This window comes from Pseudomonas sp. CGJS7 (genome assembly GCF_036961695.1).
In genome coordinates, this window is sequence record NZ_JBAMDI010000004.1 from 1 (window position 1) to 12,409 (window position 12,409).

The 12,409-nt window shown below is 65.3% G+C and carries 10 protein-coding genes and 1 pseudogene; 2 read left to right on the top strand and 9 right to left on the bottom strand.

Annotated features, from left to right (window positions below):
- Positions 1 to 172 precede the first annotated feature (172 nt).
- Genes V7787_RS04030 through lexA form a run of 4 tightly spaced genes read right to left on the bottom strand, consistent with a single transcriptional unit; the run spans position 173 to position 5,912 of the window.
- Positions 173 to 3,253: an error-prone DNA polymerase gene (locus V7787_RS04030; protein ID WP_336085876.1), complete on the bottom strand. Its 3,081-nt coding sequence runs from the start codon at positions 3,251 to 3,253 to the stop codon at positions 173 to 175.
- On the bottom strand, positions 3,250 to 4,668 hold the full coding sequence (locus tag V7787_RS04035; RefSeq protein ID WP_104887584.1) for a Y-family DNA polymerase: 1,419 nt from the start codon (positions 4,666 to 4,668) through the stop codon (positions 3,250 to 3,252). Before V7787_RS04035 ends, V7787_RS04030 begins: the two co-directional genes overlap by 4 nt.
- Before the next feature lie 6 nt (positions 4,669 to 4,674).
- The gene (imuA, locus tag V7787_RS04040) at positions 4,675 to 5,295 is read right to left on the bottom strand and encodes a translesion DNA synthesis-associated protein ImuA (protein WP_064490548.1); all 621 of its coding nucleotides are present in this window, start codon (positions 5,293 to 5,295) and stop codon (positions 4,675 to 4,677) included.
- Complete coding sequence (gene lexA / locus V7787_RS04045; protein WP_177410026.1) at positions 5,295 to 5,912, bottom strand: transcriptional repressor LexA; 618 nt, start codon at positions 5,910 to 5,912, stop codon at positions 5,295 to 5,297. The genes imuA and lexA overlap by 1 nt, the downstream gene beginning before the upstream one ends.
- A 92-nt stretch (positions 5,913 to 6,004) precedes the next feature.
- Between lexA and V7787_RS04050 the strand changes: the two genes are divergently transcribed.
- Positions 6,005 to 6,688, top strand: coding sequence for an HAD family hydrolase (locus V7787_RS04050; protein ID WP_064490549.1), 684 nt, complete (start codon positions 6,005 to 6,007; stop codon positions 6,686 to 6,688).
- Here V7787_RS04050 and V7787_RS04055 read toward each other — a convergent pair.
- Genes V7787_RS04055 through V7787_RS04070 form a run of 4 tightly spaced genes read right to left on the bottom strand, consistent with a single transcriptional unit; the run spans position 6,685 to position 10,980 of the window.
- The gene (locus V7787_RS04055; protein ID WP_104887583.1) at positions 6,685 to 8,070 is read right to left on the bottom strand and encodes an MFS transporter; all 1,386 of its coding nucleotides are present in this window, start codon (positions 8,068 to 8,070) and stop codon (positions 6,685 to 6,687) included. The genes V7787_RS04050 and V7787_RS04055 overlap by 4 nt on opposite strands.
- 44 nt (positions 8,071 to 8,114) lie before the next feature.
- Positions 8,115 to 8,441, bottom strand: coding sequence for an NIPSNAP family protein (locus V7787_RS04060; protein WP_104887582.1), 327 nt, complete (start codon positions 8,439 to 8,441; stop codon positions 8,115 to 8,117).
- Complete coding sequence (locus tag V7787_RS04065; RefSeq protein WP_104887581.1) at positions 8,441 to 10,156, bottom strand: FAD-dependent oxidoreductase; 1,716 nt, start codon at positions 10,154 to 10,156, stop codon at positions 8,441 to 8,443. The genes V7787_RS04060 and V7787_RS04065 overlap by 1 nt, the downstream gene beginning before the upstream one ends.
- On the bottom strand, positions 10,153 to 10,980 hold the full coding sequence (locus V7787_RS04070; RefSeq protein ID WP_104887580.1) for an SDR family NAD(P)-dependent oxidoreductase: 828 nt from the start codon (positions 10,978 to 10,980) through the stop codon (positions 10,153 to 10,155). The genes V7787_RS04065 and V7787_RS04070 overlap by 4 nt, the downstream gene beginning before the upstream one ends.
- A 176-nt stretch (positions 10,981 to 11,156) precedes the next feature.
- Here V7787_RS04070 and V7787_RS04075 point away from each other — a divergent pair, with 176 nt between their 5' ends.
- A complete protein-coding gene (locus tag V7787_RS04075; RefSeq protein ID WP_198747036.1) occupies positions 11,157 to 12,029 on the top strand; it encodes a helix-turn-helix domain-containing protein in 873 nt (290 codons plus the stop codon).
- A gap of 78 nt (positions 12,030 to 12,107) precedes the next feature.
- Here the strand turns inward: V7787_RS04075 and V7787_RS04080 are convergent.
- Positions 12,108 to 12,401 (bottom strand): annotated as a pseudogene (locus tag V7787_RS04080) (IclR family transcriptional regulator); the annotation flags it as partial.
- Positions 12,402 to 12,409 lie beyond the last annotated feature (8 nt).

The window sequence follows — 12,409 nt, forward strand, 5'->3', positions numbered from 1 at the left end:
ACCTGTGGGAGCGGGCTTGCCCGCGAACACGGGCGAAGCCCGTGCCATCCACCACGGTGTTGGCTTCGCGGGCATGCCCGTGAACACCGGCAAGGCCGGTGCCTTGCAACGCGGTGGCTGCTTCGCGGGCTCGCCCGCACAGGGAACCGTGCAAGTACCGAGCGTTGGGGTTTCAGTGGAAATCCCGACTGCGCACATCCAGCCCTTGCAACAGCGGACTCACATCCTCCAACCGCCGCGCAATCAGGTGCCGCACCCCATTCTCCTGCTCCAACCGCCCACTGACCTTGAGCAACTGAGAACCCACCAGCGCCCGCCGCTGCCGTTCGGCCAGCGCACGCCACACCACCACGTTGACCATGCCATGTTCGTCTTCCAGGGTAACGAAGGTCACACCGCTGGCGGTTTGGGGCCGTTGCCGGCCCACCACCAGCCCGGCCACGGCAATGTTGTCGCCATGCTCCACACCCTGCAATTCACTGGAGCTGCGACACCCCAGCGCCCTCAGGCGAGCGCGCAACAGGGCCAGCGGATGTGGGCCAAGCGTAGTGCCGAGGGTTTGATAATCGGCCATCAGGTCCTCGCCCACGGTTGGCACGGGCAATTGCACCGGTTCTTCAGGCAAGGCCTGCACATCGGCGAACAACGGCAGCTGCGGCTGCACCGCCGCCACCTGCCAGCGCGCCTGATGCCGATCACTGGCCAAGGCGCGCAGCGCCCCGCCATCAGCCAGGCGGGCACGGGCCCGTGCGTCCAGGCCGGCGCGCAGGCACAGGTCTTCGACGTTGCGCCACGGCCGCTGCGCCCTCGCCTGCTGCACGCGCCTGGCGTCGGCTTCGGCCAGGCCACGCACCAGTCGCAGGCCCATGCGAATGGCCAGGGTGCCCTCAGCATCAGGCTCCAGGGTGCAGTCCCAGTCGCTGTGGCAGACATCCACCGGCCGTACCTCGATACCTTGGCGGCGAGCCTCTTGCAGCAGCTGATCAGGGCTGTAGAAGCCCATCGGCCAACTGTTGACCAACGCACAGGTGAAAATCGCCGGCTCATGGCACTTCAGCCAACTGCTGGCATAGCACAGCAAGGCAAAGCTGGCCGCATGCGACTCAGGGAAGCCATAGCTGCCAAACCCCTTGATCTGCTCGAAGATGCGCTCGGCAAACGCCAGCGTGTAACCATTGCGCAACATGCCCTGCACCAGCCGTTCGCGGTGCGGTTCCAGGCCGCCGTGGCGCTTCCAGGCTGCCATGCTGCGACGCAACTGGTCGGCCTCGCCCGGGGTATAGTCGGCCGCGACCATCGCCAGCTCCATCACCTGCTCCTGGAACAGCGGCACGCCCAAGGTACGTTCGAACACTTCCTTCAGTTGCGGCGACGGATACGTCACCGGCTCCTGCTTCAGGCGCCGGCGCAGGTATGGGTGGACCATGTCGCCCTGGATCGGCCCGGGGCGGACAATGGCTACCTCGATGACCAGGTCGTAGAACTTTTGGGGCCGCAGCCGCGGCAACATGGCCATCTGCGCGCGCGACTCGATCTGGAACACACCCATGGTCTCGGCGCGGCTGATCATGGCGTAGGTGGCCGGGTCTTCGCTGGGGATGGTCGCCAGGGTCAGGTGCCGGCCACGGTGGTGCTGCAGCAGGTCGAAGCAGCGACGCAAGGCGCTGAGCATGCCCAACGCCAGTACGTCGACCTTGAGCAGGCCGACCATGTCCAGGTCGTCCTTGTCCCACTGGATCACCGTGCGCTCCGGCATCGCGGCATTCTCCACCGGCACCAGCTGGTCGAGCGGTTGCTGGGAGATGACAAAACCGCCCGGGTGCTGTGACAGGTGCCGGGGGAAGCCGATCAGTTCGCCGGCCAGCACCAGCACCCGCCGCAGCGAAGGGCTGCCCGCTTCGAAACCGGCCTCGGCCAGGCGCTGGTCATCGGGTATGCGATCGCTCCAGCGACCACAGCATTTGGCCAGGGCATCCACCTGGTCGGCAGGTAGCCCCAGCACCCGCGCCACATCCCGCACCGCACCGGCGGCATGGTAGGTGTTGACTACCGCAGTGAGCGCCGCCCGGTGCCGGCCATAGCGACGGAACACATACTGGATCACCTCCTCGCGCCGGTCGTGTTCGAAGTCCACGTCGATGTCCGGCGGCTCGTTGCGCTCGCGCGACAGGAAGCGCTCGAACAGCAGGTGGTGTTTCATGGGGTCAAGCTCGGTGATGCCCAGTACGAAGCACACCACCGAGTTGGCTGCCGACCCCCGGCCCTGGCATAGGATGCGCTGGCTGCGGGCGAAGGCGACAATGTCGTGCACTGTCAGGAAGTAGCTTTCGTAGCCCAGCTCTTCGATCAGCCCCAGTTCCTTGGCAAGCACATCACGCACCTTGCCACTGGGCCCGTCTGGCCAGCGCAGCGGCATGCCTTGCTCGCACAATTCGCGCAGCCAGCTTGCCGGGGTATGCCCCTCGGGCACCAGTTCGCGTGGGTACTGGTAGTTCAGTTCGCTCAGGTCAAACTGGCAGCGCCGGGCAATGACCAGGGTCTCGGCCAGCAGGTCGAGCGGATACAACTCGGCCAGTTGCGCCTGGCTGCGCAGGTGCCGTTCGCCATTGGCAAACAGAAAGCGCCCGGCCTCGCTCACCTGGCAATGCTGGCGGATGGCAGTCATGCAGTCCTGCAAGGCACGGCGACCACGCACGTGCATGTGCACGTCACCACAGGCCACGGCGAGGATACCCACATCAGCCGCCAGTGCCCGCAGCCGTTGCAGGCGCACGGCATCGTCACTGCCCCGATGCAGGTGCACGGCCAGCCACAGGCGCTCTGCGAACACACTGCGCAGCCACGCGCCGGTAGCGGTATCGCCACTGTCAGCGGCCACCCACAAGGCCAGCAGGCCTTGGTGGTGCAGCAGCAAGTCATCACGAAACAGCTGGTACGCACCCTTCTCTGCCCGCCGCCGGGCACGGGTGATCAGGGCGCACAGGTTCTGGTAGCCGGTCAGGTCCTCGACCAGCAGCACCAGCTTGGGCCCGTCGCACAATTGCACCTCGCTGCCAACGATCAGCCGCAACTGGTGCACCTTGGCTGCCTGCCAGGCGCGCACGATACCGGCCAACGTACATTCGTCAGTGATTGCCAAGGCCTGGTAGCCCTGCTCGCGCGCACGCCGGAACAGCTCGTCGGCGCTCGATGCACCGCGCTGGAAGCTGAAGTTGGAAAGGCAATGCAGCTCGGCATAACCCGGGGTGTTCATGCGAACCAACCCTGCAGCCAAAGCGGGCCGGCCTGGCTCAGGTCGCGGTAGGCCCAGCCGCGCAGGCCGTCACGGGTTTCGATGCGGTAGTAGTCGCGACGCACATCGCCGCCATCCCACCAACCTGATTCGATGCGTTCGGCGTAGCCCTGCACCTGGTAGGCGGCGTCATCCAGCGCGATCGGTGCCGACAACAGCCACCCCGGGCGGCTGCCCGGTGCAACCGGCATGTTGCCTTGGGCCCCCTGCTCCGCCAACTGCCAGGCGCATTCGGGGCGGTGATCGGCGGCTGCACCAAGCCCCTTGACGGCCTCATCCCCCAGGCGGGCGCGCAACCGCTCGCGCAATTGCGCCCAGGGTTGCGCCTGTTGCGCCCGCGGGTCGAACAACGCCTGATGCTGTGGCACGAAGGGTGGCAAGTCTTCGGCAACCAGCCGCAGGTTGCGCACCGGTGCGGGTATGCGCAGCGGCTCAAGGCGCCCACGGGCCAGCTCGAACAGCATCGCAGCATCGCGTTCGGCCGCCAGCAGGCCCACCTTGAGCAGGGTATCCGGCCCCTCGGCGTGCTCCAGATGCAGACAGAAGCGCTGCACGCCACAGTCTCGCCCGGCCAGAAATGCAGCAAGGTCGTTGAGCATGCGCCGCAGCGGGAACAACAGCGCCTGGTGCGACTCGACGTCGAAATTGAGTTCCAGCCGGGTTTCGAAACGGTCCGGTGGCTGGTAGAAATCCAGCCCCAGGTTGCGCTGGCCGAGCAACTGGTCGAGGTGCAGCTGCACCTGGGCCGCAAAGCGCCTGGCCAAGGTATCGCGCGGCAAGGCCAATACCTGGCCCAGCTGGTGCAAGCCCATGCGGGCAAACGCTTCGGCCGCCTCTGCCGGCAGGCCGACGCGCGTGATGGGCATGCCAAGCAGCGCAGCTCGGGTGGCGTCGACATCGCCCACGGCCAGGCCATCGTGGCCATTGGCGAGCATGCGAGCTGCCACCGGGTTGCTGGCCAGGACAATGCGTTGGCGCAGGCCCAGTTCTGCCAATTCCTGACGCAGACGCGCCTCGAACAAAGGCCAGGGCCCGAACAGTTGCAGGCTGGAGCCCACTTCCAGCAGCAGCGCCCGTGGGTAATGCAGGCTGACCTGGGCACTGAAGCGGTAGGCCCAGGCCGCCAGCAGCTGTTGCACCTGATCGATGCGTTTGGGGTCGGCTTCGACACAGGTGAAGCCATCGGCCAGGGCACGCGCTGCGGTCAGGGTTTGCCCGGCCCGCAGGCCCAGTGCAGCGGCCGCCGGGTTGACTGCCTGCAACACGCGACGCTGGGTCGGCCCGCCAATCAGCACCAAAGGCGTGTCAGGGTCGTCACGCTCACGCAGGACGGTGTCCAGCGCAAGCTGCGGTAGCAGGATGCAGGCCCAGAGCATGGTGCATCAGCCCCGCCCCGGGCAGGGAATAGGCATCGCTGGAGGCATGCCACCCCGGCTTTTCAGCACGCGCCATTGCGCCGGGCGCGTGTCGACTGCAATGCGCAGCGCTGCGGGTGAAGGGTTGTGCGACGCCTGCTGCGGCCTGCAGGCGAACGCCAGTGCCTGCCCGGTTTCGGCCGCTACCTGCAAGCGCCGCAGGGCGCGGTCATCGGCACGTTCCGGCCAGCACAGCACCGCCGCGCAACTGCCCGAGCGCAGGCACTGTTCGGCAGCCCACAGGGCATCGGCAGGCTCGGCATCCACCTGTACCAGCCAGCGCAGGTCCACCCCCGCTGCCTGCCAGGCCGGTGCAAAAGGGATGAAGGGTGGAGCCACCAGCACCACTCTGCTGGCTTCTGCACTCAGCCGAGCCAGGGTTGGCCACAGCAACTGCAGTTCGCCACAACCGGGGTTGGCCAGCAACAGCTCGCTCAGTGCTGCCGCCGGCCAGCCACCTTCCGGCAAACGTTCGTCGAGGGCCGCATGGCCGGTGGGCTGCAACCCGAGTGGCCGCGCCTGGGCCTGCCGGCCGCGCCATACCCGGCGCTGCTCCAGCAGCCTGTCGAGGTCGACCACGGCGCCCATCAGTCGCGCCTCAGCAAGCCGCAGAGCACGCCTTCGATGAAAAAGTCCTGTTCGGGCTGCACATCGATCGGCGCGTAGGCCGGGTTGCGTGGCAACAGCCGGTAAGTGCCGCCTTGGCGTTGCAGGCGCTTGATGGTCACTTCGCCGTCCAGGCGCGCAACCACGATTTGCCCGTCGCGGGCGTCGGCCTGTTGCAGGATGCCGACCAGGTCACCGTCAAAGATGCCGTCGTCGATCATCGAGTCGCCCCGCACCTTCAGCAGGTAGTCGGGGGTACGGCGGAACAGGCTGGGGTCGAGCAGCAACTGCTCGTGGATGTCCAGGTCCGGGCCGATGGGGGCACCCGCCGCCACCTGGCCCAGCACGGGTATTTCGAGGATTTCCGGCCGGCGCAGCGGTTCGGCCAGGCGTATGCCCCGGGCCTGGTTTGGCGTGACATCGATGTAACCGGCCTGGCACAGGGCGGTGATGTGCTTGCGTGCAACGCTGCGCGAGGCAAAACCGAAGCGCGTGGCGATATCGGCCAGGCTCGGCGGCTGACCATGCTCGGCAATGCGCTCACGGATGAATTCGAAAATGGCGCGGCGTTTGGGGGTAAGAGTGTCCATGGAGCACATTTGTACTCTTTTCGGAGCACGCTGAACAGCCCCCTTCGTCGTCAGCTTTGGTTATGATCCCCCTGGCTTGTGTTTTTTCATCTGGATATCCCATGCTGACCGCCCTGCTGTTCGACCTTGACGGTACCCTCACCGACACTGACACCCTGCACCTGCAGGCCTTTCGCCAACTGCTACGCGAACACGACGGCCGCGAGCTGAGCCAGGCGCAGTTCGACGCCCAGGTCAGCGGCCGCGCCAACGGCGAGCTGTTCGCCGAGCTGTTCAGCGGCGCCAGCGTCGAACAGTGCCAGGCGTTGGCCGACCGCAAGGAAGCGCTGTTTCGCGCGATGTCGCCGTCGCTTGAACCGATGCCAGGCCTGTTGCGCCTGCTGGAGCATGCCCAGGCCCATGGCATCGGCATGTGCGTGGTGACCAACGCACCGCGGCTGAACGCCGAGCACATGCTGAACGCCATGGGCCTTGGCCAGCACTTTGAACATGTGCTGGTGGCCGAAGAACTGGCACGGCCCAAACCGGACCCGCTGCCCTACCTCACCGGCCTGCAGCGCCTGGGTGCCGAGGCCGGGCAAGCGCTGGCCTTCGAGGACTCATTGCCGGGGACGGCCGCGGCCAGTGGCGCGGGGATCTTTACCGTGGGCGTGGCCACGACGCAGACCCCGGAGCGGTTGCTGGCGGCGGGCGCCAGGCTGGTTGTCGACGATTTCAATGATGCGGCGTTGTGGGCGTTGATCGAGCGTATGGCTTCAGATACGGGGTGTGTTCCCGAAGGCTAGGGAGCGGGAGCCGAACTTGCTGGCACTGCAGCCGGGGTGCCGGATGTACAGCCTGGAACGCTAAGCCGTGACGCCGCATTTCGCCCCTGCAGCCATACCGCCAAAGCCGCCAACCCTGCGGGTAGCAACAACGAAGCGAACACCTGGGCAAAACTCCAGCCCAGCGCCAGCATCTGTGCCCCGGCAAAGGCACTGAGAATCGCACCCAGGCGCCCGATGCCGCTCATCCAGCTGGCCCCGGTCGCCCGTGCTTCAGTCGGGTAAAAAGCCGCCGCCAGTGCATTCATCCCAACACTTGCCCCATTAAGGCCAAAGCCTACAGCGCTCGCAACCGCGCACAACCAGGCGAAGTCCGCAGCGACCTGACCAATTGCAAAAATCACCGCACCACTGAACAGGAAGGTCAGTACCAGCACGCGCTGCGCCGGGTAACGATCCATGGCCCAACCCACCGAAATTGCGCCCAACGGGCCGCCAATCTGGAAACAGGCCGTGACGATGGCCGCTTCGGCCACCGAGAACCCGCCCCCCTCCTTCACCAGCGTCGGCAGCCAGCCGCTGAACAGATAGACCAGGAACAGCGCCAGCACGTACCCGCCCCAGAGCATGCAGGTACCAAAGCGATACCGCGCAGAGAGGATAGTGCCGATTGCACCGCCTGCAGCCTGGGCTTTACCGGGCAAGACAAAGGTCGTGTCGGCGTTGACATGCTCAGGTGCCAGGCGACGGACAATGGCCAGAATGCGCTTGCGGTCCGCCCCCTTGCTGACCAGGAACGTCACCGATTCCGGCAGGCGCCAATACAGCAACGGCAGGACCATTAGCGGCAACACCCCACCCAATGCCAAGACACTGCGCCAGCCCAGGTTCGGAATCATCCAGGCGCTGACGAAGCCACCTGCCGCCGCGCCCAGGGAGAAGCCGCAGAATGCCAGGGTAATGAGCAGCGAGCGGCTGCGTGCCGGGGCATACTCGCTGACCAGGGTGCTGGCATTGGGCATGGCTGCGCCCAGGCCCAGGCCGGTCAGAAAGCGCAACGCGACCAGGGCTTCCAGGTTGGGTGAAAAGGCCGAGGCCAGTGTCCAGAGGCCGAACAGCAGCACGCTGCACAGCAACACCGCCTTGCGCCCGTAACGGTCCGCCAAGGGGCCGGCAATCAAGGCGCCAAGTGCCAGGCCGATCAACGCGGCGCTCAATACCGGGCCCAGACTTTGCGCATCCAGGCCCCAGTCGCTTTTCAATTGCGGGGCAATGAAGCCGATGATGGCGACGTCCAGGCCGTCCAGGGCGATGATGAGAAAGCCAAGGAACACCACCCATTTCTGGTAGCGGCCGATGGGTTGCTGGTCGATCAGTTGGCGCACGTCGAGCGTGTTGTTCATAGGTATCACCTGTTGTTGTTTTTATGACGGTGTTTGTCGCAGCCCTAGTGGAAAAGGCTGGGTAAGCGCACAGGCTTTATGATGCGTGTTTCCTGAGCCACCACCAGGTCGCGGGTGGCATGCAGGTACGCGGCAAAGTCCGGGTCGGCATCCCGCGCTGCGCTGCGCTTCTCGAAGTCATCGAGGCTGTCATAGCCCCACAAGTGCACCACCTGGTTCAACGGCCCGATGCTGCTGGTGTAAAACGCCAGGGGTGCACCGAGGTGGCGCAGCAGGATCGGCATCGCCAGCTGGTCGAACGCCTCGAGAAAGGCCGCCATGCCGCGCGGGCGAATGGTGTAGATGCGGTGGTCGACCACAGGCTTGTCCATCACGCCACCTCCCGTGCGTTGCCCGCCGCCAGCCCCTGCTCGACACCCGCCAGATGGCGCCCGGTGATGTAGGCAAAGGTCATGATCGGCCCCAGGGTGATGCCCGCCCCGGGGTAGTTGCCGCCCATGATGCTGGCGCGGTCGTTACCCACCGCATACAGGCCGTCGATGACTTGCCCGTCGGCCGCCAACACTTCACCGGTCACACGGGTGCGCAGCCCGTCGAAAGTGCCCAGATCGCCCATGATCACTTTCACGGCAAAGTACGGTCCCTCGCCAAGCGGCGCTACGCACGGGTTGGGTTGTTGCTGCGGGTCGGCCAGGTAGCGATTGAAGCTGGTGCTGCCGCGGCCGAACTGACGGTCTTCACCGTGGACGGCGCCAAGGTTGTACTCGCGCACAGTCTGCTCCAGCCCTTGTGCATCGATACCGGCCTTGCCGGCCAACTCCGCCAGGGTCTGGCCCTTGAGCAGGTAACCGTTGCGCAGCAATGGCCCCAGCGGCATCGGCGCAGGCTTGGCAAAGCCCAGCCCGTACTTGGCCAGGGTGCGGCGGTCGCACACCAGCCACATGGCGGTTTCTGCCTGATCGGAACACGCCTCGATCAGCGCTGCGCCTACGTCGTGGTAGGCATTCGACTCGTTGGTGAATCGCTGCCCCGAACGCAGCACGCCGATCACACCCGGCTTGTAGCGGTCGAGCAAATGCGGAAAGGCAATATGCCGCCCACCACCCACCGGCACCTTCGACACCGGCATCCAGGCTGCAGGTGCCTGCAGGCAGATATCGACCTTTGCTCCCAGCGCTTCGGCCATGCGCGCACCATCGCCGGTGTTGCCCGCTGGCACCGGTGAAAAATGCTCGCCGCCACGCCGTACATGCGGGTAGGCCTGGCGCAGCCGTTGCAGGTCATGGGAGAAACCGCCACAGGCCAGCACCACCCCACGCCGGGCCTCGATGCGCTGCTCGCTGCCGGCCTGCCCGGTCACCGCCCCCACTACCCGCGCCCCTTCGCGCAGCAACTGCCGCGCCGGGGTGCCAGTGAGAATCGGAATGCCCAGGTCCAGTGCCGAGCGTACCAGCCGTGCCGCCAGGGCATTGCCACTGGTGACCTGGGTGCCGCGTCGGTACAAGGCCAGCTCCTTCAAATGGGTCAGCAGGCGTTTGGCCACGTAGGCGAACGAGGTCAACGAACGGGTGACATTGAAGAAGTGCTTGAGGTCGGCATTCGACGAATTGAACATCATGCCGATGAAGGTGATGGTCTTCAGCGGCGGGCGCAGCCGCGCCATGTCGGGCCCCAGACCACGGATGTCGTAAGGTGCGGCCAGTATTGAGCGGCCCACATCGACGCCGCCTTCCACCTGCGGGTGATAATCGGGGTACAGCGTGGGCACGAACTTGACTGCCGTCTCGCGCTCGAAAAACTCAACCATCTGCGGCGCGTAGCGCAAGAATGCCTCCACCCCGGCCGCATCGAAGCAGGTACCGGTTTCATTGCGCAGGTAGGTCATGGCCGCTGCTTGGCTGTCATTGCCCCCGTGCCGGGTGCCCGGCACCCACAATACGCCGCCGGAAAACGCCGTGGTGCCGCCGAAGCACTCCTCCTTTTCGATGACGATCACATCCAGGCCAAGCTTTTTCGCCGTGATGGCTGTCGCCAGGCCGCCAGCACCCGCACCGATGACCAGTACATCGCAGCTACGCGTATTCATTGGCCTGCCCCCTCGAAGCCAGGGCGCGGGATCAATGCCATGGGCATGCTTTCCAGTCCGCCATCCACGGTCAGCTCGGCGCCGTTGATATAGTCGGCGCGGCGGCTGGCCAGAAACAGCACGGCTTCGGCGATGTCTTGCGGTTCACCGATGCGCTGGTTGGCGGTCATGGCGCTACGCCGGCGCTCCACCTGTGGGTCGGCATAGAACGCTGCCGACAATGGCGTGCGGATCAAACCCGGGCATACGGCGTTGCTGCGCACACCGCGTGGCCCCCATTCCACGGCAATCTGCCGCGACAACATGCTGACGCCTGCCTTCGCCGCGCTGTAGGCGCCACTGTTGGGTTGCGGGTAATGTGCTGCAATCGAGGCCACATGCACGATACGGCCCTGGCCGCAGTCCAGCATGGAACGGCCAAAGGCCTGGGCACACAAAAGGTAGCCACTGAGGTTGACCGCCAGCACCTGGTTCCATTGTTCCAGGCTTAGCGTGTCCAGCGCACCGGGGCGCAGCACGCTGGCATTGTTGATCAGTACATCGCAGCGTCCATGCAGCGCCTGTACCTGGGCCGCAGCCTGCTCCACGCTGGCCGGGTCGGCAATGTCGCAGGCCAGGGCACTGACTTCGCCTGCACTGTGTTCCCCCAGGGTGGCCGCCAGTTCGCGGCATTTGTCCAGGTCGCGGTCAAGCAGCACCACGTGGGCCTGCTGCTCCACCAAGGCTGCGGCCAACGCTGCACCAATGCCGCCGGCCGCGCCGGTCACCACGCATACGGCCGACTCCAGGCCTAGCCACTGAGAAAGGATCTTGTTGTTGTGCATGCTGTTCTCCAGAGCGTTGCTTGTTCTGGGCAACAGGCTATGGCCGGCAGGCCCACCGGCAGAATGGACAAAACCTGCAACCAGCCCCACATTCCCGTCAATTTGCCCACTGCGTCCTGAAGCCCGCGTGCAGCTATGGCACAGTAGCGGGTACTGAACAGAACAATTACAACACCATGAACAAGATCCCCAATTACGCCCTGTACGGTGAAACCGCGCAGCCGGTGTGGCACGAAGCCTTGCATGTGGAGCAGATATCCCAGCGCTCTGGCGCGCACAACTGGGAGATTGCCGCACACCGTCACGAAGGCTTGCTGCAGCTGTTGTACCTGCAAAGCGGTGGCGGCGAGGTGCTGTTCGACAGTGACCGGTTTCAGGTTCATGCGCCCTGCGTGGTGTACGTCCCGGCGCAGGTGGTGCATGGTTTTCATTGGGCCAGCCAGGTAGAAGGCCAGGTAATCACGGCTGCGCAGCACCCGCTGGATAGCATCGCTCAGGTGCTGGCACCCAGCGTGCTGGTGCAACTGCGCAAACCACAGGTGATTGCCCTGCCCCACCGGGCCGCCGATGAAGACCCGTTGTTGCCCCTGTTTCGGGCCCTGCGCGAGGAATACCACAACCGCGCCCGCGAGCATGTGGCCAGCAGCATGGCGCTATTGCTGGCACTGATGATCCATGTCCTGCGCCATGAGCCGTACATACCCGCAGGTGAGCAGCGCCCAGTATCAAGACGCAGCCAGCAACTGACTGCTTTTCGCGAGCTGGTAGACATGCACTACCGCGCGCACTGGCCACTGGCGGAATACGCCGCCGAGTTGGGCATGACCCTGGTGACGTTGGGGCGGTTGTGCCAGGAACACCTGGGCATGACGCCGATGAATGTGATCAATGCCCGACTGGTGCTGGAGGCCAAGCGCATGCTCGGGCATTCGAGTCTGAGCGTGAAAGAAATCGCTCATGAGCTGGGGTTTGCCGATGTGGGGTATTTCAGCCGGTTCTTTCGCAAGCAGGCGGGGGTGAGCCCTAGCGGATTTCGGGAGGGCCAGTAACGCCCCGCAGGCTCTGTGGGTGTTACTGGCAATGCTTGCGTCTGTGGCTTACCCGCGAAGAAACCCGTGCAGGAAACATCAAACAGCCAAGGCCCGCTGCACTTCCCCCACCGTGGTCGCCAAACTGCTCAGGTGCAGGCTCAACACCCGCTCCACCGGCGCCTGATCCAGCGGCCATTGCAAGGCAATGCTGCCGACCAGGCGCCCTTCGGCATGTACCGGCAAGGCAATGGCGCGGATCAGGAACGGCAGGCGTACCGGGTATTCCCAGTAGCCTTCGGTGCGCTGACCAAAGCCCTTGTGCGCTTGTTCTTCGATATCGCGCAACAACCCATCGTCATCCAGCCGCTCATGGGCCGCCAGGCGCTGCAGCGCGCTGC